This window comes from Duganella phyllosphaerae (assembly GCF_001758785.1).
GTDB lineage: Bacteria > Pseudomonadota > Gammaproteobacteria > Burkholderiales > Burkholderiaceae_D > Rugamonas > Rugamonas phyllosphaerae.
In genome coordinates this window covers 1-22691 of record NZ_LROM01000158.1, presented here as the reverse complement: position 1 = coordinate 22691, position 22691 = coordinate 1, and the positions used below count along the sequence as shown (strand labels likewise).

19 protein-coding genes are annotated in these 22691 nt (G+C 63.9%); 13 read left to right on the top strand and 6 right to left on the bottom strand.

The window, feature by feature from the left end; translation table 11 throughout:
• Positions 1 to 74 precede the first annotated feature (74 nt).
• Positions 75 to 479 carry a cytidine deaminase gene (locus DUPY_RS27015; RefSeq protein WP_070252397.1) on the top strand — a complete coding sequence of 135 codons (405 nt, stop codon included), beginning with the start codon at positions 75 to 77 and terminating at the stop codon, positions 477 to 479.
• 4 nt (positions 480 to 483) lie between these two features.
• Positions 484 to 1695 carry a cytidine/deoxycytidylate deaminase family protein gene (locus tag DUPY_RS27010; RefSeq protein ID WP_070252396.1) on the top strand — a complete coding sequence of 404 codons (1212 nt, stop codon included), beginning with the start codon at positions 484 to 486 and terminating at the stop codon, positions 1693 to 1695.
• Here DUPY_RS27010 and DUPY_RS27005 read toward each other — a convergent pair.
• Positions 1692 to 2120: a VOC family protein gene (locus DUPY_RS27005; protein WP_070252394.1), complete on the bottom strand. Its 429-nt coding sequence runs from the start codon at positions 2118 to 2120 to the stop codon at positions 1692 to 1694. The two genes, DUPY_RS27010 and DUPY_RS27005, sit on opposite strands and share 4 nt — an antisense overlap.
• Before the next feature lie 106 nt (positions 2121 to 2226).
• Positions 2227 to 2484 carry a hypothetical protein gene (locus tag DUPY_RS27000; protein ID WP_070252392.1) on the bottom strand — a complete coding sequence of 86 codons (258 nt, stop codon included), beginning with the start codon at positions 2482 to 2484 and terminating at the stop codon, positions 2227 to 2229.
• A 293-nt stretch (positions 2485 to 2777) separates the two neighbouring features.
• Between DUPY_RS27000 and DUPY_RS26995 the strand changes: the two genes are divergently transcribed.
• Positions 2778 to 3851, top strand: coding sequence for a collagen-binding domain-containing protein (locus DUPY_RS26995; RefSeq protein WP_229255526.1), 1074 nt, complete (start codon positions 2778 to 2780; stop codon positions 3849 to 3851).
• A gap of 282 nt (positions 3852 to 4133) precedes the next feature.
• On the opposite strand, the gene DUPY_RS26990 is transcribed toward DUPY_RS26995, so the two are convergent.
• On the bottom strand, positions 4134 to 4802 hold the full coding sequence (locus DUPY_RS26990; RefSeq protein WP_070252389.1) for a TetR/AcrR family transcriptional regulator: 669 nt from the start codon (positions 4800 to 4802) through the stop codon (positions 4134 to 4136).
• Positions 4803 to 4813: 11 nt separating this feature from the next.
• The gene (locus DUPY_RS26985) at positions 4814 to 6262 is read right to left on the bottom strand and encodes an aminotransferase-like domain-containing protein (protein ID WP_070252387.1); all 1449 of its coding nucleotides are present in this window, start codon (positions 6260 to 6262) and stop codon (positions 4814 to 4816) included.
• A gap of 180 nt (positions 6263 to 6442) precedes the next feature.
• Here DUPY_RS26985 and aptA point away from each other — a divergent pair, with 180 nt between their 5' ends.
• The 8 genes from aptA to DUPY_RS26945 all read left to right on the top strand — a co-directional run bounded on the left by aptA (position 6443) and on the right by DUPY_RS26945 (position 17118).
• Entirely contained in the window at positions 6443 to 7759 is a 1317-nt protein-coding gene (aptA, locus tag DUPY_RS26980) for an omega-aminotransferase AptA (RefSeq protein WP_070252385.1), read from the top strand.
• A 14-nt stretch (positions 7760 to 7773) separates the two neighbouring features.
• Positions 7774 to 9288 (top strand): CoA-acylating methylmalonate-semialdehyde dehydrogenase, encoded by a 1515-nt coding sequence (locus DUPY_RS26975; protein WP_070252384.1) that lies wholly within the window; start codon positions 7774 to 7776, stop codon positions 9286 to 9288.
• Between the two features lie 48 nt (positions 9289 to 9336).
• Positions 9337 to 10725 (top strand): NAD(P)-dependent oxidoreductase, encoded by a 1389-nt coding sequence (locus DUPY_RS26970; protein ID WP_084640918.1) that lies wholly within the window; start codon positions 9337 to 9339, stop codon positions 10723 to 10725.
• Positions 10718 to 12010, top strand: coding sequence for an NAD-dependent dihydropyrimidine dehydrogenase subunit PreA (preA, locus tag DUPY_RS26965; RefSeq protein WP_070252382.1), 1293 nt, complete (start codon positions 10718 to 10720; stop codon positions 12008 to 12010). Before DUPY_RS26970 ends, preA begins: the two co-directional genes overlap by 8 nt.
• Before the next feature lie 134 nt (positions 12011 to 12144).
• Complete coding sequence (locus DUPY_RS26960) at positions 12145 to 13638, top strand: NCS1 family nucleobase:cation symporter-1 (RefSeq protein ID WP_070252380.1); 1494 nt, start codon at positions 12145 to 12147, stop codon at positions 13636 to 13638.
• A 23-nt stretch (positions 13639 to 13661) separates the two neighbouring features.
• Positions 13662 to 15050, top strand: coding sequence for a dihydropyrimidinase (hydA, locus tag DUPY_RS26955; RefSeq protein WP_070252379.1), 1389 nt, complete (start codon positions 13662 to 13664; stop codon positions 15048 to 15050).
• Positions 15051 to 15052: 2 nt separating this feature from the next.
• Positions 15053 to 16294, top strand: coding sequence for a Zn-dependent hydrolase (locus tag DUPY_RS26950; protein WP_070252378.1), 1242 nt, complete (start codon positions 15053 to 15055; stop codon positions 16292 to 16294).
• Positions 16291 to 17118 (top strand): DUF6624 domain-containing protein, encoded by an 828-nt coding sequence (locus DUPY_RS26945; protein ID WP_141749710.1) that lies wholly within the window; start codon positions 16291 to 16293, stop codon positions 17116 to 17118. The genes DUPY_RS26950 and DUPY_RS26945 overlap by 4 nt, the downstream gene beginning before the upstream one ends.
• Before the next feature lie 85 nt (positions 17119 to 17203).
• On the opposite strand, the gene DUPY_RS26940 is transcribed toward DUPY_RS26945, so the two are convergent.
• Both DUPY_RS26940 and DUPY_RS26935 read right to left on the bottom strand, forming a co-directional pair.
• Positions 17204 to 18964 carry an allantoate amidohydrolase gene (locus tag DUPY_RS26940; RefSeq protein ID WP_070252377.1) on the bottom strand — a complete coding sequence of 587 codons (1761 nt, stop codon included), beginning with the start codon at positions 18962 to 18964 and terminating at the stop codon, positions 17204 to 17206.
• A gap of 90 nt (positions 18965 to 19054) precedes the next feature.
• Entirely contained in the window at positions 19055 to 19993 is a 939-nt protein-coding gene (locus DUPY_RS26935) for a LysR substrate-binding domain-containing protein (protein ID WP_070252375.1), read from the bottom strand.
• Between the two features lie 123 nt (positions 19994 to 20116).
• Here DUPY_RS26935 and DUPY_RS26930 point away from each other — a divergent pair, with 123 nt between their 5' ends.
• Positions 20117 to 21349 carry a urate hydroxylase PuuD gene (locus DUPY_RS26930; protein ID WP_070252373.1) on the top strand — a complete coding sequence of 411 codons (1233 nt, stop codon included), beginning with the start codon at positions 20117 to 20119 and terminating at the stop codon, positions 21347 to 21349.
• Between the two features lie 8 nt (positions 21350 to 21357).
• Complete coding sequence (locus tag DUPY_RS26925) at positions 21358 to 22593, top strand: ArgE/DapE family deacylase (protein ID WP_070252399.1); 1236 nt, start codon at positions 21358 to 21360, stop codon at positions 22591 to 22593.
• Positions 22594 to 22691: the final 98 nt, after the last annotated feature.

Sequence of the window (22691 nt, the reverse complement as noted above, 5' to 3'; positions counted from 1 at the left end):
CGCGGCAATGACGGAATACAGGATAACTTACGAACTCCCGCCTGCGCGGGAATGACGTTTCAGAGGACAACGACATGAACAAACAAGAACTGATCGCCGAAGCCACCGCCGCGCGCCTGAAGGCCTACACGCCGTACTCGAACTTCAAGGTCGGCGCCGCGCTGCAAACCCGCGACGGCAAGGTCTTCCATGGCTGTAACGTGGAAAACGCCGCCTATGGCCTGTGCAATTGCGCCGAGCGCACCGCCTTCTTCAGCGCCTTTGCCCACGGCTACCAGCCCGGCGATTTCGACCAGCTGGTCGTGATCGGCGAGACCGACGGCCCGATCGCCCCGTGCGGCGCCTGCCGCCAGGTGATCCTGGAGCTGGGCGGCGACGAGCTGCCGGTGCTGCTCACCAACCTCAAGGGCGACATCCTGGAGACCACGGCCGCCGCCCAGCTGCCCAACGGGTTCGGCCGCGCCGACCTGAAGAAGTAACTCCTTGGTCTTCAAGAAGACAATCGATGTGCAGGCCGCCGTTGCCATCGCGGCAGCCGAGGCCATCGCCGCCAAGACCCAGGGCACGTTCGGCGTCGGTGGCCTGATGCTCGACCAGCACGGCAACGTGCTCAAGTCGCTGCACAACAACGTAATCCGGCATGGCCTGGTGTTCGACCCCACCGCGCACGGCGAACGCCAGTTGATCGACTGGTACTACGCCGAGCGCGCTCGTGGCCGTGCGCTGCCGGCGCCCGGGGACATCACCATCGTCACCACGCTCGACCCGTGCTGCATGTGCAGCGGCGCGATCCTGGCCGGCGGCTTCAACGTGGTGGCCGCCGCCCCCGACCGCATCGCCGGCATCAACTATGACTGCGACGCCACGTTCGGCGCGCTGCCGGCTGGCTTGCGCGCCCAGGCGCAGCGCAGCTTCAGCTACCCCGCGGTGCTGGGCGCCTCGCTGTATGCGCGCGCCGGCGCCGGCGCCACGCCGCGGCCGTTCTTCATCGGTAAAACCATTGCGGAAGCCACCCAGGCGCTGTGCGCGCTGGCGTTCGAGGCCACTTCGCGCGAAGTGGTGGCGCTGTTCGGCGCCGACCGCGCGCGTGAACAGCTGCGCGACCCGGCCACGCTGGCGCCGGATCACCGCATCGTACGCGCCCTCAAGCAACTGCATCCGGATGCGCTGACCTACCGCTGCGCGCCCCATGTGCCGGACGCCGGCCTGGCGCCGTTCCTGCGGCAGGCCATGGTCCGCGCGGAAGAGGGCGATGCCGTGGCCCTGCTCGACGCCTTCGGCAACCTGCTGCTGTGCATGTCCGGCAAGCGGGCGCAGTCGGGTATTCGCAGCGCCTTCATGGAAACCACCCGCGCGTATGCGCAGCTGCGCTACAAGCTGATGGACGGCGCCAGCGCCGCACAGCAGGAAGAGGTGCGGCTGTACCTGGGCCATCCGCGCGAAGGCACGTTCGTGTTCGCGCACGGACCGGACCACGGCGCGGTGAGTTTCATGGACCTGGGCGCCTGGGCTTCGACCATGGAGGGGCCGCTGCCGGCGCATAATCCGGCGCAGTTGCAGTATGTGGCGCCGCGCATCGATGCGGCGGCCCTGGCCGCCGTGTGCGCCGCCATGCCGCCGTTGTACCGCGACGTGATCGGACTCAATCCCACGCAGGTGCGCGACCACGCGCTGGTGGCTGCGCTGGCAAGTTAAGTGAGCTGCGGGTCGTACGTGCCCACGCTCCAGATATGCCCCTCCGGATCGCGGCAGGTAAAGCCCCGGCCGCCGTAGTCTTCGTCCTTGATGTCGAGCAGGATGTCGGCGCCGCTCTCGAGCACCCGGCTGTAAACATGGTCGGCGTCGTTGACCACCAGATAGGTGCTTTGCGTGACGAATTGCCCGACCTCGGCAGGCTGTTTCATCAAGCGGCCGAACTCGGTATTGAAAACCGAACTGAGCATGATCATGCCGTGACCGAAGACCAGCTGGGCGTGGGCGATGGTGCCGTCGTCGTTGGGCACCATCACTTGCGCTTCGAAGCCGAAGGTGTCGCCGAGCCACTGGATGGCGGCCGGCGCATCGCGGTAGCGCATGCAGGGCACGACGTTGCACAAGGTTTGCTTGGGGATGCTGGTCATGGTTCCTCCTCTGCGGAAAGTGGAACTGTTACGATCAACGAACGGCAAATTAGTTCGAGTGAAATCCAGTATAGCCTGATCGCGCTCAAGCGAAATCACCATCAGTTCATTGCAGCGGTTCCTTGACGGTGCGGCCGCGCTGGCCGTCGCAGCCGCCCAGCGCCAGCTTGACCAGCAAGAAGATGGCAAACAGCGTCAACGCCAGCGGCAGGATGCTGACGATAAAGGCCAGCACCAGCGCGCAACCCAGCAGCGCCGGCCAGGACAGGCGGCGGATGGTGCGTGCGCCGTAGCGCAGCGCCTGGGTGAAGGCGCGGGTAATTTCATCGACGACGTTGCCGGTGTTGTGGAAAAAGTTGCTCATGGTGGTCTCCCTGGGTCAGTGTGGTTGATGACGTCACTTTAGCCGCGCCGGGCGCGGCAAGGGGGCGGTTTGCGATCAACTGCGGTTTTGGCGGGACAAGCGGTCGTTGCGCGCGACCAGCGGGCGCGCTGGCAGGTGGGCGATAGCGGGTGTCGCGAAAAAAAATTGTAAATTGCAAAGAATAAAGTATTCAAAATGCAATTGTGGTGCTATCATCGCAATCATTGTTGTGGTTATGAAATCTAATTGATCGATATCACAACGCCCTACTAATTTCCTTAGGATAAGTCTCCATGATGGTTCGTACCTGCCTCGCCCTTGCCGCTGCCACCCTGTTTGCTGGCGCTGCACACGCCGCACCATTGACGGCCGACGAAATGCTCAAGCAATTCAACGTGGTGGTGAAGGGCGACATGACCTCGACCTCGCACGTCGATGGCCGTACCTATGTCGCCGGCAACCTGCAGGGCGGCGATTATGTCCAGCACGCTTCGGACACCGCCAAGTCGGCCTATGCCGGCCTGACCGTCGGCGGTAACGCCAGCGGCAACCTGCATGTGAACGGCCTCGGCGCCGTGGTGGGCGGCAACGCCAACGGCATCATCGTCAACTCCGGCCAAACCTACGTGGGCGGCAGCGCCACTTCGACGACGTTCAACGGCAACGCCTGGGTGGCTGGCGCCGCCAACGGCGTCAACTTCAATGGCGCAGGCCACGCCGCCAGCTACACCAATACCAACAACAATAACAAGTTGGCCGCGACGACCGCCGTGATGAACAGCACCCGCGCCGCCGCCAGCAGCACCGACTTCAGCAACGTCATGAACAATATGAGCACCAAGCTGTCGGCGCTCAAGGGCAGCAAGGACGCGGCTGTGGCGATTGCCGGCAACAAGGTCACCTTCAGCGGTACCGGCAACGCCAACGGCGTGCTGGTGTTCGACCTGACCTCGCTCGACAGCCAGATCTTCTCATCGAATATCGGCGAGTTCGCGTTCAACCTGAACAAGGCCAGCACGGTGATCTTCAACACCGACAACAAGGCGCTGTCGCTGAGCGCCAATTTCCTGGCCCCAAACAGCCTGGGTAGCTCGCTGATCTGGAACTTCGCGGGCGCCACCAGCGTGACCGTGGATCGCACCTTCGTCGGCCAGGTACTGGTGGCTGACGGCACGTTCAGCAACCGGGGTGGCGCCAACGTCGAAGGCGGCGTTTACGCCAAGGCGTTCAATCAGCAAGGCGAAGTCCACCTGCAACAATTCAGCGGCAGCCTGGCTACCGCCGTGCCGGAGGCGGAGACTTACGCCATGATGCTGGCGGGCCTGGGATTGCTCGGCTTCATCGCCCGCCGCCGCAAGAGCGCCTGACAAGCCACTCAGGGCGGCGTTGCAGGGCCTTGCCGTACGTTCGTACTGTCTGCGGCCCTGCGCCTTGCCCTGAGCGGTTGTCAGGCGCTCTTGGTCCCTGAAAAGTCGTTAAAGGCGGCGTTGCAGGGCCTTGCCGTACGTTCGTACTGTCTGCGGCCCTGCGCCTTGCCCTGAGCGGTTGTCAGGCGCTCTTGGTCCCTGAAAAGTCGTTAAAGGCGGCGTTGCAGCGCCTTGCCGTACGCTCGTACTGTCTGCGGCCCTACGCCTTGCCCTGAGCGCTTGTCAGGCGCTCTTGCTTGCTGCCGGTACGGTGACGGCGGCAAGGACCATGTCGACGATCAGCTGTTCGGCGTCGTCGAAATCCTTTTTTACCAGCTGCTTGCGGTTCAGTACCAGCGCCATCTGCGGTGCGAAGTCGGCGTAGGACTGGGTCATGGCCCAGATGGCGAACAGCAGGTGGGTGGCGTTGACCGGGGCGATCTTGCCGGCTGCGATCCACTGCTCGAACACCGCGATATCCTTGCGCAGCAGTGGCACCACGCGGCGCTGGATCTGCGCCCCATACAGCTGGGCGCCACTGATCACCTCCATTGCATACACGCGCGACGCCCACGGCTGCTCGCGCGAAAACTTCAGCTTGGCCTGCACGTAGGCGCGCAACACCGCCTGCGGTTGCTGGTCGGCCGCCCCCAGGCTCTCCATCCGTGCCAGCCAGTCGTCGAGCACATCGTCGAGCACCCGCTCGTACAAGGCCTGCTTGGTGGGGAAGTAGTACATCAGGTTCTGCTTCGACAGGCCGGCCTGGTCGGCGATGGTGGCGATCGAGGCGCCCTCGTAGCCGCTTTCGGCAAACACTTTCACGGCAACTGCCACGATGTCGGCTTCGAGCTTGTCGCGGTTGATCACCCTGCGCTTGATCCTGGGTGCGGCTTCCAATTTGGTGATCGACATATTCGGCTCTCTCAGGCAGGGCGGACCGACTGCAGGAAGTCCAGCAGCTGCGGGTGGTTGCTGTAGGCGACATTGAAACGGAACCAGACCGACTCGGGCTGGCGCAGCATGAAAAAGTCGCATGGCGAGAGCAGGATGCCGGCCTTGAGCGCGGCGTCGGCGATGGTCTTGCCGTTGCAGTCGGCGCGAGGCTGGTTTTGCCAGCCGGCCGAGACGAACATGCCGCCGCGCGGCTTCGCTATCGGCACCATGCCGATGCCGCGCAGGCTCTCGATGGTGCGCTCGCGGCCCGATTCCAGTTGCGTCACCAGCTTGTCCACCATGCGTTTATACGGCCGCGCGCTGATGGCGTGATACACGGCGCGCTCGTTGATCTCGGACGTGGTGAGCCCCGCCAGCATTTTGACGCGCAGCAGTTCGGGCAGCAGCGAGGCGGACGCACAGATCGACCCCACCCGCAACACCGGCGACAACGTCTTGGAAAAGCTGCCCACCCGGATCACGCGACGCAAGCCGTCCATCGCCGCCAGCGACGCTTCGCCGCGCTGCGCCAGTTCGCGGTAGATATCGTCTTCCACCAGCCAGAAATCGAACTGCTCGGCCAGGGCCAGCAACCGGTGCGCCTGCGCCGCCGACAGCGAGGTACCCAGCGGGTTTTGCAGCACCGTGTTGACGAACATGAGCTTCGGTTGCGTCATGGCCGCCTGGCGCGCCAGCAGTTCGACGTCGATGCCGTTGTCACCGCGGGGGATGCCCACCGCGATGCAGCCGTGGTGCAGGATCAGCGAATGCAGGTTGCTGTAGCCAGGGTCCTCGACGAAGACCGTGTCGCCGGGGCGGGTGAGGGTGCGCAAAATCAGGTCGAACGCGTGGGTGGCGCCGTGGGTGAGCAGGATCTGCTCGGGATCGACCGGGAACAGGTCGTCGCTGAGCGTGGCGGCCAGGTGGTGGCGCAGCGTGGGAAAACCCATCGAGTGGCCGTAGCCGCGCAGGCGGTTCGACGGAATGCGCATGGCGTGGCGCACGGCGTCGAGCACGGTGTCGTCGCCGTACCACTCGGGCGGCAGCCAGCCCACGCCGGCGGCCAGCGCCTCGGACACGCCCGAATACAGGTCCGGGGTGAGGGCGTCGATTGCAGTCGGCATGGTGTGCAGGGCCATCGGCGTCAGCGCTGGCGGCAGGTCCTGGCGCGCGACGAAATAACCGGAACCGCGGCGCGACATCAACAGGCCCAGCGTGACCAGGCGGTCGTACGACTCCACAACTGTAAAGGTGCTGATGCCATTACACTTGGCAAACTGCCGCACCGACGGCATTTTAGTGCCGATTCGCAAATCGCGGCGGCCCACCATGGCAGAGATCGCGGCCACGATCTGCTCGACCAGGCTGCCCTTTTTGCTGCGCTCTATGGTGAGAACGGGCCAGCCGGCTTGATCGACCGCAACGTTTCCATCCTCCATGCTTGACTCCCCTGGTGCACAAATCAAAACTGTACTGTTTTTACCACCAATACGGTTGGGCTGTTTTACCGTCTTTGTATATGTGCCATAGTTATATCGCTGACTATTATTGCATCATCGTTTTGCCACTTGTAAAATTTTTTTACGGGTCGTCAAAAGTTCCCCTTCATGGAGATATGCATGAACCTGTCCCGCCCCGACTCCATGGCATCGTTCTGGATGCCCTTCACTAACAACCGCGATTTCAAGGCCAACCCGCGCCTGCTGGTTTCCGCCGAAGGCATGTACTACAAGGATGTCGATGGTAATAGCATCCTCGACGGTACCGCCGGCCTGTGGTGCGTACCGTGCGGCCACGCCCAGCCCAGGATCGTCGCCGCCGTGCGCGAAATGGTGGGGCAGCTCGACTTCGCGCCCACGTTCCAGATGGGCCACCCGGCCGCGTTCGAGCTGGCCGACCGCCTGATGGCGTACACCAACCACCGCTTCGGCCACGTCTTTTACACCAACTCCGGCTCCGAGGCTGTCGATACCGCCCTGAAGATGGCGCTGGCTTACCACCGCGCGCGCGGCGAGGCTGGCCGCACCCGCCTGATCGGCCGTGAGCGCGGCTACCACGGCGTGGGCTTCGGCGGCATCTCGGTCGGTGGCATCGCCGGCAACCGCAAACCGTACGGCGTGATGCTGCCCGGCGTCGATCACCTGCCGCACACCCACAACCTCGAAAAGAACGCCTACACGCGCGGCGAACCGGAACACGGCTTCGAGCTGGCCGACGAACTCGAACGCATCGTCACCCTGCACGACGCGTCCACCATCGCGGCCGTGATCGTGGAGCCGGTGGCCGGTTCCACCGGCGTGCTGGTGCCGCCCAAGGGTTACCTGAAGCGCCTGCGCGAGCTGTGCACCAGGCACGGCATCCTGCTGATTTTCGACGAAGTGATCACCGGCTTCGGCCGCCTGGCCACGCCGTTCGCGGCCGACTACTTCGACGTCGAACCGGACCTGATGACCACCGCCAAGGGCCTGACCAACGGCACCATCCCGATGGGCGCGGTGTTCAGCAAGCAGCACATCCACGACGCCTTCATGGACGCGCCGCCGGGCATCGAACTGTTCCACGGCTACACGTATTCCGGCCACCCGATCGCATGCGCGGCAGCCCTGGCCACGCTGGAAGTGTTCAAGGAACAGGACATCCTCGGCCACGCGGCCGGCATGGTCGAGTACTGGACCGATGCCGTGCATTCGCTCAAGGGCCTGCCGCACGTGATCGACATCCGCACCATCGGTCTCGTGGCCGGCATCGAACTGGCGCCGATTGCCGGCAAGCCCGGCACGCGCGCGTTCGCCGCGTTCAAGCAGGCATTTGCGGACGGCGTGTTGATACGCGTGACCGGCGACATCATCGCGCTCTCGCCGCCACTGGTGCTCGAGAAAAAACACGTCGACGAATTGTTCGGCAAGCTGGCCACGATTTTGAACAACCTCGATTGAAGCGGAACCACCATATGAGCAACCTCGACAGCAAGCTGGACACCATCACCCACTTCATCAACGGCGCCAAGCAGGACACGGCATCGGGTCGTTATGCGGATGTCTTCAACCCGGCCCTGGGCGAGCCGGTCGCCCGCGTGGCGCTGGCCAGCGCGGAAGAAGTGGACGCCGCCGTGCACGCAGCCGAAGCGGCGTTTCCTGCGTGGTCCGCCACGCCGCCGCTGACGCGCGCCCGCGTGCTGTTCAAGTACCTGCAACTGTGCCAGCAGCACATCGACGATTTCGCGGCGGTGGTCACGCTCGAACACGGCAAGACTTTTGCCGACGCCCAGGGCGAAGTGGCGCGCGGCATCGAGATGGTGGAGTTTGCGGTCGGCATTCCGCAAATGCTCAAGGGCGAATTCACCGAGCAGATTTCGCGCGGCATCGACGCCTGGTCGGTGCGCCAGCCGCTCGGCGTGGTGGCCGGCATTACGCCATTTAACTTCCCGGTGATGGTGCCGATGTGGATGTTCCCGCTCGCTATCGCCTGCGGCAATACCTTCGTGCTGAAACCGTCCGAACGCGATCCGTCGGCATCGCTGCTGCACGCCAAATTGCTCAAAGAAGCGGGCCTGCCCGATGGCGTGTTCAACGTGGTGCAGGGCGACAAACTGGCGGTCGATGCGCTGCTCGATCACCCGGCGATCCAGGCCCTGAGCTTTGTCGGCAGCACGCCGATTGCCGAATACATTTATGCGCGCGGCTGCGCGGCCGGCAAGCGCGTGCAAGCCTTGGGTGGCGCAAAAAACCACATGGTGGTCATGCCCGACGCCGACATGGACATGACGGTGGATGCCCTGATGGGTGCGGCGTTCGGCTCGGCCGGCGAGCGTTGCATGGCCATTTCCGTGGTGGTGGCGGTGGGCGACGCCGGCGACAAAATCATCGATGCACTGGCACAGCGCACGGCCGCACTGAAAGTGCGCGACGGTATGGCACATGACGCCGAAATGGGGCCGGTGGTATCGAGCGCCGCCAAGCAGCGCATCGAAAAACTGATCGGCGAAGGCGTGGCCCAAGGCGCAACGCTGGTGGTCGATGGCCGCAACCACGTAGTGCCCGAACGCGAAAACGGCTTCTTCGTCGGCGGCACCTTGTTCGATCATGTCACGCCCGACATGAGCATTTACAAGGAAGAGATTTTCGGCCCCGTGCTGTGCATCGTGCGCCTGCCCGACGTGGGCAGCGCGGTGGAACTGATCAATCGCAACGAGTACGGCAACGGTGTGGCGATCTACACGCGCGACGGCGGTACCGCGCGCGAGTTCGTGCGGCAAATCCAGGTGGGCATGGTGGGGGTGAATGTGCCACTGCCGGTACCGATGGCGTTCAACAGTTTCGGCGGCTGGAAGCGCAGCCTGTTCGGCGATCATCACGCCTACGGACCGGAAGGCGTGCGCTTTTACACGCGGCATAAAGCAGTGATGGAACGCTGGCCCAATACCTCGACGGCTGGCGCGGAATTTGCATTCCCCCAGATGAAGTAAGGCCGCTCTCAGGCATCACGTTCACACCAAGCAATTCGCCAGGAAAAGATGATGATCGAATCTCTGAACTACATGCCGCATCCAAAGCAAGCCAATGCCCAACTGGCTTCCCACTTCACCGACCTGGCGCCTGCGCTCAATGCGCGCCAGGCTGCCATCGAAAGCGCACGCTGCCTGTACTGTTACGACGCACCATGCACGCGCATCTGCCCGACCGGCATCGACGTCGCCAGTTTCATCCGCAACATCCACGATGAAAACATCAACGGCGCAGCCACCGGCATCCTCAAGCAGAACATTTTGGGTGGCAGCTGCGCGCGCGTGTGTCCCACCGAAATCCTGTGCGAAGACGCCTGCGTGCGCAACCATGATGCTGAAGGCCAGCCCGTGAAAATCGGCCTGCTGCAACGCTACGCGGTCGATAACATGGCGCTCTCCAATCACCCGTTTGCGCGCGCCTCATCCACCGGCAAAACCATCGCCGTGGTGGGCGCCGGACCGGCCGGCCTGTCGTGTGCGCACCGCCTGGCCATGCTGGGCAACGACGTGGTGGTGTTCGAGGCGCAGGAAAAATCGGGTGGCCTCAACGAATACGGCATCGCCAAATACAAGCTGACCGATAACTTCGCGCAGAAGGAAGTGAACTTCCTGCTCGAGATCGGCGGCATCGAGATACGCCATGGCCAGAAATTGGGCGCCAACCTGCAGCTGAAAGATCTGCATGCACAGTACGACGCCGTATTCCTCGGCCTGGGCCTGGGCGCCAGCAAGCAGCTGGGCCTGACCGGCGAAGATGCACCGGGCCTGCTGGCAGCGGTGGACTACATCGCCGAACTGCGCCAGGCCAGCGACCTCGCTGCCTTGCCGCTGCCATCGCGCGCGATCGTCATCGGCGCCGGCAACACCGCCATCGATATGGCGGTGCAGATCCAGCGCCTCGGCGCGGAGGAAGTAACGCTGGTGTACCGCCGTGGCTTCGAGGCGATGAGCGCCACCGCGCACGAACAGCACATCGCCAAGGAGAACCAGGTGCGCATGCGCACGTGGGCGCAACCGCAGCAGGTGCTGCTCGACGACGCGGGCCGCGTGCGCGGCATGCGCTTCGAGCGCACCACCGATATCAGTGGCCGCTTGACCGGCACCGGCGAGACGTTCGAGATCGCGGCCGACGCCATCTTCAAGGCCATCGGCCAGGGCATGGATACCAGCAGCATCAGCGATCCGCTCGCTGCCACGCTCAAGCGCGACGGCGACAAAATTCATGTCGATGACCGGTTCCGCACCGTGCTGCCGAAGATCTACGCCGGTGGCGACTGCGTGGCGCCGGGACAGGACCTGACGGTGCAGGCGGTACAACACGGCAAGCTGGCAGCGCACGCCATCCACAGCGACATCAACCCTAATATCCACCTCAAACCGGAGGCCGTACATGGCTGACCTGAGCATCGAATTTTGCGGCATCAAATCCGTCAATCCGTTCTGGCTCGCGTCCGCACCGCCCACCGACAAGGCCTACAACGTGGTGCGCGCCTTCGAGGCCGGCTGGGGCGGCGTGGTGTGGAAAACGCTCGGTGAAGACCCGGCGGCCGTCAACGTCTCGTCGCGCTATTCCGCCTTGTATGGCAAGAACCGCGAGGTGATCGGCTTTAACAACATCGAACTGATTACCGACCGTTCGCTCGAGATCAACCTGCAGGAAATCACGCAGGTCAAGCAGGACTGGCCCGACCGCGTGATCATCGTCTCGCTGATGCTGCCGTGCGAAGAAAAGCTGTGGGCCGACATCCTGCCGCTGGTGGAAGCGACCGGCGCCGACGGCATCGAACTCAATTTCGGCTGCCCGCACGGCATGCCGGAGCGTGGCATGGGCGCGGCCGTGGGCCAGGTGCCCGAGTACGTGGAAATGGTCACGCGCTGGTGCAAGACTCACAGCAAGCTGCCGGTCATCGTCAAGCTCACGCCCAACATCACCGACGTGCGCGCGCCGGCCCGTGCAGCCAAGGCTGGCGGGGCCGATGCGGTCTCGCTGATCAACACCATCAACTCGATCACGCACCTGGACCTGGACCAGATGGTGGCGTACCCGGTCGTCGGCGGCGCCAGCACCCACGGTGGCTATTGCGGCACGGCGGTCAAGCCGATCGCACTGAACATGGTGGCGGAAATCGCCCGCGATCCGGCCACCGCCGGCTTGCCGATTTCCGGCATCGGCGGCATCGGCAACTGGCGCGATGCGGCCGAGTTCATGGCGCTGGGATCTGGCTGCGTGCAGGTGTGCACGGCCGCCATGCTGCATGGCTTCCGCATCGTCGAGGAGATGAAGGACGGCCTGTCGCGCTGGATGGACCAGAAGGGTTACACCAGGGTGAGCGACTTTGTCGGCAAGGCCGTGCCCAACACCACCGACTGGAAATACCTGAACATGAACTACCAGGTCATCGCCCAGATCAACCAGGACGACTGCATCAAGTGCGGCCGCTGTTACGTGGCGTGCGAAGACACGTCGCACCAGTCGATCAGCCAGTTGATCGACGCTGCCGGCGTGCGCACCTACGAGGTGATCAAGGACGAATGCGTGGGCTGCAACCTGTGCGAGATCACCTGCCCGGTGCAGGGCTGCATCACGATGGTGCCGCAGCATACCGGCAAGCCGTACATGAACTGGACCCAGGACCCGCGTAATCCGCGCGCGGAGCGGCCTGCGGTGGCGGAGTCTGTCTGATTTTCCTGGGTACGAAACTTGCAGCAGTCACACCGAAGACCGACGAGCCGTCATTCCTGCGCAGGCAGGAATCCAATTGACGGCGCAGCGTTGGATTCGCAGAAGATTGTCGATCAACCTTTGGAGTCCGCCCCGTGACCGTGAATAACCCCAGCAAAACGAGCAGCACGCAGTTGTGGAATGAAGACCTGGCGCCTACCACCGCCGCGCAGCGTACCTGGCGCTGGTATCACTTCGCGGCGCTGTGGGTGGGCATGGTGATGTGCATCCCGGCGTACACCTTGTCGGCCAGTTTGATCGAGGGCGGCATGTCGGGCTGGCAGGCGGTGATGACGGTGTTCATTGCGAATGCCATCGTGCTGTTGCCGATGCTGTTGATCGGCCACGCGGGCACCAAGTTCGGCATTCCGTACGCGGTGCTGGCGCGGGCGTCGTTCGGCACGGCCGGCGCCAAGCTGCCGGCACTGATGCGCGCCATCGTCGCCTGCGGCTGGTACGGCATCCAGACCTGGTTCGGCGGGCAGATGATTTACACCTTGCTCGGTGTGCTGATGGGCGGCGAGATCGGTGGCGCAAAAATCGCTATCCTCGGCATCAATGGTGCGCAGTTGCTGTGTTTCCTGGGGTTCTGGGCCATCCAGCTGTACTACATCGTGCACGGCATGGAATCGATCCGCAAGCTCGAAACCTACACCGCACCTTTGAAAATCCTGATCTGCTTCGTCCTGCTGGGCTGGGTGCACAGCAAGGCCGGCGGCTTCGGCGACCTGCTGTCGGCGCCGTCGCAGTTTGTTGAAGGCGGCAAGAAGGTGGGCCAGTTCTGGTCAGTATTCTGGCCATCGCTGACCGCCATGGTCGGTTTCTGGGCCACGCTGGCCCTGAATATTCCCGACTTTACCCGTTTTGCCAAAACCCAGCGCGACCAGGTGGTGGGGCAGTCGGTGGGCCTGCCGGTGCCGATGGCGCTGCTGTCGATGATGGCGGTGATCGTCACCTCAGCCACCGTGGTCCTGTACGGCAAGGCGATCTGGGATCCGGTGGACCTGGCCAGCCGCATGACCGGCGTGGCCGTGCTGGTGGCGCTGATCATCCTGCTGATCGACACGGTGTCGGTCAACCTGGCGGCCAACCTGGTGGGCCCGGCCTACGATTTCTCGGCGCTCGCGCCCAGCAAGATCACCTACCGCACCGGCGGCTACCTGACGGCGGCAATCGCCATCGTCATGATGCCGTGGAAAATACTGGAGTCGACCGAGGGCTATATCTTCACCTGGCTGATCGGCTACTCGGCGCTGCTCGGTCCCATCGCCGGCATCCTGATCGTTGACTACTACCTGGTGCGCAAGACCGAGCTCAATGTCGATGAGCTGTATCGCGAGGACGGGCAGTACTCTTACGGGAATGGGTGGAACATGGCCGCACTGGTGGCGTTCATCATCGGCGTGCTGCCCAATATTCCCGGCTTTCTCAACGCCGCCTTCCCGGCCTCGTTCCCGGACGTGGGCGAATTGTTCAAAACGATTTATACGTATGCCTGGTTTGTCGGCGTGGCCATTTCGGCCACCGTCTACGGCATCATGATGAAGGGGAAGACCGTGCCTGCCGTCGGCGCGCCGGTTCACCCTTGACGTTAGAAAAACAGGAGACCTGTATGACCACCATTATCCGGGGCGGCACCGTCGTCAACGCCGACCGCGCCTTCCGCGCCGATGTGCTTTGCTACGGCGACAAGATCGTGGCCGTGGGCGAGAACCTCGACGCTCCGGCGTCGGCCAGGGTGATCGACGCCACCGGCCAGTACGTGATGCCGGGCGGGATCGACACCCATACCCACATGAATCTGCCCTTCATGGGCACCGTCACCGCCGACGATTTTTTCACCGGCACGGCAGCTGGCCTGGCCGGCGGCACCACCACCATCATGGACTTCGTGATACCCGCGCCGAAGCAGAACCTGATCGAAGCCTACCAGCAGTGGCGCGAGTGGTCCGCCATGTCGGCCGGCGACTACACCTTCCACGTGGCGATCACCTGGTGGGACGATACCGTGCACCGCGACATGGGCATCCTGGTGCGCGACCATGGCGTCAACAGCTTCAAGCACTTCATGGCATACAAGAACGCCATCATGGCCGACGACGAAACCCTGGTCAAAAGCTTCCGCCGGTCGCTGGAACTGGGGGCGATTCCGACCGTGCACGCGGAGAACGGTGAGCTGGTGTACCAGCTGCAGCAGGACCTGCTGAAAAAGGGGCTGACCGGTCCCAGCTCGCATCCGCTGTCGCGCCCTCCGGCGGTGGAAGCGGAAGCGGCCAACCGCGCCATCGCGATTGCCAATGTATTGAACACGCCGGTGTACATCGTCCACGTCTCGTGCGCAGAGTCGCTGGACGCGATTACCCGCGCGCGGTCCAACGGCCAGCGCGTATACGGCGAAGCATTGGCCGGCCACCTGGTGATCGACGACAGCGTGTACCAGAGCGACGACCTGGAGTTTGCGGCGGGCCACGTGATGAGCCCACCGTTTCGCAGCAAGCATCATCAAAAGGCGCTGTGGAACGGTCTGCAAAGCGGCAACCTGCATACCACTGCCACCGACCACTGCACCTTCTGCGCCGAGCAAAAAGCAGCCGGCAAAGACGATTTCACCAAGATCCCCAACGGCTGCGGCGGCGTGGAAGACCGCATGTCGGTGGTGTGGGATGCGGGCGTGAATACCGGCGTGCTCACGCCGTCGGAATTCGTCCGTGTGACCTCCACCAACGCCGCGCAAATCTTCAACATCTATCCGCGCAAGGGCGTGATTGCGGTCGGTGCGGACGCCGATATCGTGGTGTGGGACCCGGAGGGCACCCGCACCATTTCGGCCAGAACCCAGTTCGCCAAGGGCGGCTTCAATGTGTTCGAAGGGCGCACCGTCAAGGGCATCCCTTCCACCACGCTGGCGGCGGGCGTGGTGGTATTTCATCGCGGCGAACTGATGGCGGTGGCCGGTGCTGGCCGCCACATCGACCGCCCTGCATTCAACCAAGGAGCCTGACCATGACCGACATGCGCATCAATGGCGACCGCCTGTGGGCGGCGCTGATGGAACTGGCCAAAATTGGCGCGACCGCCAAGGGCGGCGTCAAGCGCCTGGCGCTCACCGATCTCGATAAACAGGGCCGCGACCTGGTGGTCGGGTGGGGCAGGGAAGCCGGCATGTCGATCACCATCGACCAGATCGGCAACGTCTTCATGCGCCGCGACGGCGCCAACAACGCGCTGCCTCCGGTGATGACCGGCAGCCATATCGACACCCAACCCACCGGCGGCAAGTTCGATGGCAATTACGGCGTGCTGGCCGGGCTGGAAGTGGTGCGCACCCTGAACGATTTGAACATCCAGACCGAGGCGCCGATCGAGGTGGCCTTCTGGACCAACGAGGAAGGGTCGCGCTTCGTGCCGGTGATGATGGGCTCCGGCGTATTCTGCGGCGCTTTCAGCCTGGAGACCGCGTACGCTGCGAAGGACACCGATGGCAAGACCGTGGGCGAGGAACTGGAGCGCATCGGCTACAAGGGCGACCAGGTGCCGGGCCAGCATCCGATCGGCGCTTATTTCGAGACCCATATCGAACAGGGACCGGTGCTGGAAGACGCCGACAAGGTGATCGGCGTGGTGCCGGCCGTGATGGGCCTGTCGTGGTATGACTGCGTGGTGACCGGCATGGAAGCGCACGCCGGCCCCACGCCGATGGGGCTGCGCCGCGACGCCTTGCAGGTGTCGACGTTGATCATGCAGGAAGTGGTGGCGATTGCCAACCGCTACCCGCCATACGGTCGCGGCACGGTGGGCATGGTGCAGGTGTTCCCCAACAGCCGCAACGTGATTCCGGGCGAAGTCAAGTTCAGCATCGACCTGCGCAACGTCAACGACGAACTGCTCAACACCATGCACGGCGAGCTGCTGGCGTTCCTCGACCAGGCCCGCAGCGACACCGGCTTGACGATCGCGCTCGAACGCGTGTCGTACTATCCGCCATGCCCGTTCCATCCCGACTGCGTGAACGCGGTGCGCAGCGCCACCGCCAAGCTGGGATACTCGACCATGGACGTGGTATCGGGCGCCGGCCACGACGCCATTTATGCGGCCCGGCTGGCGCCATCGGGCATGATCTTCGTGCCGTGCAAGGACGGCATCAGCCACAACGAAATCGAGGACGCCAAGCCGGAGCACCTGGAGGCCGGGTGCAATGTGCTGTTGCATGCGATGCTGGAGCGGGCGGGCAGGGTGGCGTCTTGAGGCTACGCTGGTTGTTGATTGCCGCGCTACTGGGGCTAACGCAGGTCAGCCATGCCCAGGAGAGTCTGAGCCAGACCACGATCTCGTTTTATGCCAACGGCAAGCCGGTCGGCGGCATGATTTTTCCGATCGGGGGCACGGTGGAATTCAGGGCAGTGTCCAACAATACCGAGAGCGATGACAAGCGCATACGTTACGCCGACAACGTGCAGGGAAGATTGACGCCACCGGCGGGCCAGCCGATCGTTTTTTTCGGCGAAGACGTCGTCATGTCGAGGGAATCCATTAGCGCCGAACGCGCCAGGGCCGTGCAGGACCTGGTGAAGATGTCGGCGTCCGACCAGTTGTACCGGGGACGGGACGCCACCGGCGCCAGCCTGACCGACGAAGACTGGCGGCAGCAAACTGCCATCGATGTTGCCAACACCAAGCGTTTGTCGGAAATTGTCGACACCTTCGGCTGGCCCGGCCTGCGCTTTGCCGGCGCGGCGTCGCAGACCGCCTTCCTGGTATTGCAGCACTCAGATAATGCCACCCAGCGCAAGTACCTGCCCCTGCTGCGCCAGGCCGTGGAGCGTCACGATGCGCTCGGCGCGCAGCTGGCGCTGCTGGAGGACAGGCTACGCGTAGCCGAGGGCAAGCCACAACTCTACGGCAGCCAGCTGGTTGGCGAGCCATTGCATTTTCAGCCGATCGAGGACGAGGCCAACGTCGATGCGCGCCGCCGCAGCATCGGGCTTTCTAGCATGGCAGAATACGCCAAGCTGTTCGGGCTGGTGTATGTGCCGGTCACGGCCGACAGGAACAGCACACCACAACCTTGAGTTCGGGGTCAGTGCCGACATTCAGACACGAGCTCTGCCATGATCTGTTGAGGCCGTGTCCGAATGTCGGCACTGACCCCGAAGCTTAGAAGTTGCGGATGAAATCGAGTAGCACCCGCGCCGCGATGTCGGCGTCGTCCGCAGTCATGGTTTCCAGCGGATTGTGGCTGATGCCGCCGTTGCCGCAGCGGGTGAACAGCATGGCGACGTCGGTCATCGCTGCCATTGCCATCGCGTCGTGGCCGGCGCCCGAGAGCAGATCGAAGCGCGGGAGGCCGGCGCGTTCCACGGCGGCGCCCAACTGGTCCATCAGGCGCGGCGCGCAGGGTGCGGCGGCCGCATCGACGATCTGTTCGAGCGCGAATTCCACCTGTCGGCGTTCGCAGATGGCGGCAATACCATCCAGTACATCCTGCACCGCTGCCAGCCGCACCGCGTCGTCAGCCGCGCGGATGTCGAGCGAGAGCTTGCAGGCGCCCGGGATCACGTTGACCGAGCCGCCCGGCACTTCCAGCTGGCCGACGGTGCCGACCAGCGAAGGCGCCTGCGCGCAGCGCTGTTCGACCAGCAGCACGATTTCTGCGGCAGCGGCGGCGGCGTCCTTGCGCATGGCCATCGGCGTGGTGCCGGCGTGGCTGGCCAGGCCGGTCAGTTGCACCAGGTACCGCGAGCTGCCGGCAATCGCCGTCACCACGCCCAGCGCCAGGTCACGCTGCAGCAGCACCGGGCCTTGTTCGATATGCACTTCCACGAAGGCGAGCAGTTCTTCCGGCTTGCGGGCGATGTCGGGAATGCGGGTGAAGTCGTGGCCGGCGGCGGCCAATGCTGCGCGCATCGAGATGCCGTCGGCGTCCTGCTGGTCGAGCAGCGCCAGGTCGAAGCGGCCGGTGATCGCGTTACTGCCCAGGAAGGTGCTCTTGAAGCGCACGCCTTCTTCTTCGGCAAAGCCCACCACCTCCAGGTGGAACGGCAACTGCTCGCCGAGTTGGTGCAGGTGGCGCACGATGGCGATCGGCAGCAGGATGCCCAGGCGCCCGTCGTACTTGCCGCCGTTGCGCACGGTGTCGTAGTGGGAGCCGGTCATCAGGGTCCTGGCGCCCGGTGCATCGGAGCGGTACACGCCGACCACGTTGCCCACCGCATCGATGTTGGCGTCCATGCCGGCTTCGGTCATCCAGTCGCGCAGCTGCGCGGCGGTGCGCTGGTGGGCCGGTGTCAGGTAGGCGCAGGTGAGGTCGAAGTCCTGGTCTTCGCCCACTTCCACATCGCTCCAGGCGGCGATGGTTTCCGCCCACTCCATAATGGCCGGACCGAAGGCGAGCGTGACGCCCAGCAGGTCGTTCAGGCGGATCTCGGCGATGCGCTTTATCTGGCGCAGGCATTCGGCGATTTCGTCGGGCCGGCGGTTTTTCAGGCGGCGGGCAAAGGCGGCGATCACCTGGCGACGCGTGAGGCCCTTGCCGGTGGGGCCTTTGACCGCCAGGATGAACCGGAAGCCGAATTTGGCGTTGTAGTCGGCGTTGAGCTGGTGCAGCGTGGCGTATTCCTCGGCGCTGCACAGGTGCAGGCCGGATGCCGCCTGTTCGCTGGTGGATTCCATCGTGAGCTGGCCGGCGACCGCGGCCTTGCCGGCCAGTTCCGGGTGTTCGCGGATCAGGCCCAGTTGTTCGTCGAGCGTGGCGTTGGTCACCACGTCCTGCAATGCCAGCTTCAGCGCGGTTTCACTGGCGAACGGGCGCCGGGCGGCGGCGCGTTCGGGGATCCATGGCGAGTGTTCGTAGATGCCGTGCAGGCGGTCGATGAAGGTGGCGGCGTCGCAGCGATTGAGCTCGGAGAGGGTGGTCATGGCGTGGGTGTCCGTTATGTAGCCCCGATAATAGCGCGCGTGGCGTAGGCGTGACATATGCGGCGCCAGGTAGGAGCTATAGCCGCACGCTTACTTCAGCACCAATCCCTTGGCCGCAGCCGCCACCTGGTCTCTTAACCACTTGTGTTCCGGCGCCTGGTGCACGCGCTCGTGCCACAGCTGGTAAAAGCGCATTGCCGGGAATTTGACCGGCAGCGCGTAGGTCTTCAACGGCATCTGCTTTTCGTACTGGCGCACGAACTGGCGCCCGGTGGTCAGTACCAGGTCGGTCTGCGCCAGCATGTTGGGGATCAGGCCAAAATATGCCGACTCCACCACCACGTTGCGCTGCAAGCCCTGGCGGTCGAGGAAATCGTCGATCACGCCCAGGTAGCCTGGCATCAGCTGGGTGGGCGCCACGTGGGGCAGGGTGAGGTAGTCGTCGAGCGTCATGGCGTCGCTGGGGGTGCGCAGCGCGTACGGGCAGTCGGCGCGCATCACGCAGGTGATCGGGTCTTCGAACAGCTTGGACATGTGCAGGTGCTCGGGCGGTTCGTCCCAGTTGGCGATCACCAGGTCCATGTCGCCGTCCGAGAGCAGGCGCACGTAGTCCACGCGTGGACCGAGGCTGTGGATCTTGACGCGGCTATTCGGTGAGCCGCGTCGTAAAAGCGCAACAAGGTTGGGCAGGAACTGGCTGTCGAGATAATCGGGTGCGGCCACGTGGAAGGTGCGCGCTTCGATCTGCGGCACGAACGGCGACTTTTTCAAGAACAGGTTCTCGGTCTCGTCGAGGATGCGCTTGGCCGGCAGCAGCAGGCTCTCGCCGTGCTGGGTGGGCACCATGCCACGGGCGCCGCGCACCAGGATCGGATCGCCGGTCAGCTCGCGCAGCTTGCGCAGAGACGCCGAGATCGAGGGCTGCGGCTGATTGAGCTTGAGCGCCACCCGCGAGACGTTTTTCTCCACCAGCAGCATGTACAGGATGCGGATCAGGTGCAGGTCCAGGTGTTGCGGCAGAGCGGCCATGAAAAGTCTTGTTCAGGTTATACGGGATACGATATGTTTAATATACTCGATAGTTCATGTGCATTGCAGCATTTGCGGCTATCTTCTGTAAATTAGCCACAGCCCCGACCTGAAAGACTAGCCATGGAATTGTTCGCGTACCTCGTCCCATATGGCCTCGAATGGCTCAACCTCCTGGTACGCTGGCTCCACGTCATCACCGGCATCGCCTGGATCGGTGCGTCGTTCTATTTCGTGTGGCTCGATAACTCGATCCGGCCACCGGCGCCGGGTTCGGAACTGGCAAAAAGAGGCGTGTCGGGCGAACTGTGGGCGGTCCACGGCGGCGGCTTTTACAATCCGCAAAAATACCTGGTGGCGCCGGCCGAACTGCCGAAGGAGCTGCACTGGTTCAAATGGGAAGCCTATTCCACCTGGCTCTCCGGCATCGCGCTGCTGACGATCGCCTACTACTTCAACGCCCAGGCCATGATGATCGACAAATCGGTGGCCGACATCACCAGCTGGCAGGCGGTGGGCATCGGTATCGGTACCCTGGTCGTCGGCTGGACCGTGTACGACCTGCTGTGCCGCTCACCGCTGGGCAAGCATGACTTCTGGTTCGGCGTGGTGATCTTTATCCTGATCGTTGCCGCCGCCTATGGCCTGACCCATGTGCTCAGCGGCCGCGCAGCGTACATCCACGTGGGGGCGCTGATCGGCACCATCATGGTGGGCAATGTGCTGATGCTGATCATTCCTGGCCAGCGCAAGATGGTCGAAGCCATGTCGGCCGGCCGCATGCCGGACCCGGTGCACGGCCAGAAGGCCAAGCAGCGCAGCGTGCACAATAACTACTTCACCTTGCCGGTGCTGTTCATCATGATCAGCAACCACTACGCGATGACGTACCGCCACGAGTACTCGTGGCTGGTGCTGGCCATGATCATGGCGGCCGGGGTGTTCATCCGCCACTTCTTCAACTTGCGCCACAAGGGCCGCGTGGAGTGGCGCTATCCGGTGATCGGCCTGGCGCTGCTGGCGGCGGTGGCCGTGGCGATTGCACCTGCGCGCCCGGTGGCCGTAGCGAGCGCGCCGGCCGTCGATCCGCAGTCATCTGCGAAAGAATTCGCGCAAGTGAAAACCATCATCGACCACCGCTGCGTGGCGTGCCACGCGGCGCAACCGAAGCAGGCCGGCTTTGCGGCCGCGCCGGCCGGCATCATGCTCGAGAACGAGGCGGAGATTCGCCAGAACGCCGAGAAGATCTACAAGCAGACGGTCCAGTTGAAAGCCATGCCACTGGCGAACCTGACGCAGATGACCGACGCCGAACGCGCACAAATCGCCGCCTGGTACGAGGCCGGTGCAAAATGAAGGACATCATGAACGACCAAAAAGCACAACTGGCGCAGTGGATCGACGCCCACTTCGACGAACAGGTGGGCGTGCTCCAGCAACTGCTGCGCATCCCCACCGATACCCCGCCCGGCAACAACGCGCCGCACGCAGAGATGGTGGCGCAACTGGTGCAAGCCTACGGCTGGACCGCCGAGCAGCACGCGGTTCCGCAAGAACAGGTGCGCGACTACGGCATGGAGTCCATCACCAACCTGATCGTGCGCCGCCCGTACGACAGCGGCGGCCCCACGCTTGCGCTGAATGCCCACGGCGACGTGGTGCCGCCCGGTGACAACTGGACCTATCCGCCCTACGGCGGCGTGATTGATAACGGCTACATCTACGGCCGCGCCGCCGCCGTCTCCAAGTGCGACTTCGCCACCTACATCTTCGCCACCCGCGCCCTGGAAGCGCTGGGCGTGCCGTTGCGAGGCGCGCTGGAACTGCACTTTACCTACGACGAGGAATTCGGCGGCCTGCTGGGCCCCGGCTGGCTGCTCGAACAAAAGCTCACCAAGCCCGATTACGTGATCGCCGCCGGCTTCAGCTACACCATCGTCACCGCCCACAACGCCTGCCTGCAACTGGAAGTGACCGTGCACGGCAAGTCCGGCCACGGCGCCATGCCGGAGACGGGCCACGACGCCTTACAGGCGGCCACTCGCATCCTCAACGCCATCTACGACGAGCTGCCCGAGCTCAAAAAGATCAAGTCGAAGATTGCCGGCATCGACTCGCCAACCATGCTGGTGGGCCGCATCGACGGCGGCACCAATACCAATGTGGTGCCGGGCAAGGTGGTGCTCAAGCTCGATCGGCGCATGATTCCCGAGGAAGACCCGGTGCAGGTGGAGGCGCAGGTGCGGGCGCTGATCGAGAAAGCTGTGACGGGGCAGGAGGGCATCACGCTCGAGATCCGCCGCCTGCTGCTGTCGCACGCGCTGCGCGAACTGCCCGGCACCGCGCAACTGGTGGCCAGCCTCCAGCACAATGCCCAAACCTACCTGGGCGAGACCATTCCTGCCCAGGGTACGCCGTTGTACGCGGATGCGCGCCTGTACGGCGAACACGGGATTCCGGCGGTGCTGTACGGCGCCGGCCCGCGCACGGTGCCCGAATCGAACGCCAAGAAGGCCGACGAGCGCCTCAGCCTCGACGACTTGCGCAACGCGACCAAGGTGGTGGCCGCCACGCTGCTGGATTTCCTGCAGAAAAAGTAAATTGGCGTAAGTGACACGAAAAGTGGCCCGAAACCGGCCCCGCCGCACAATTGTGCGCACCAGTATTGCCGTATGATACGAATGTTTCCCTCATTCCG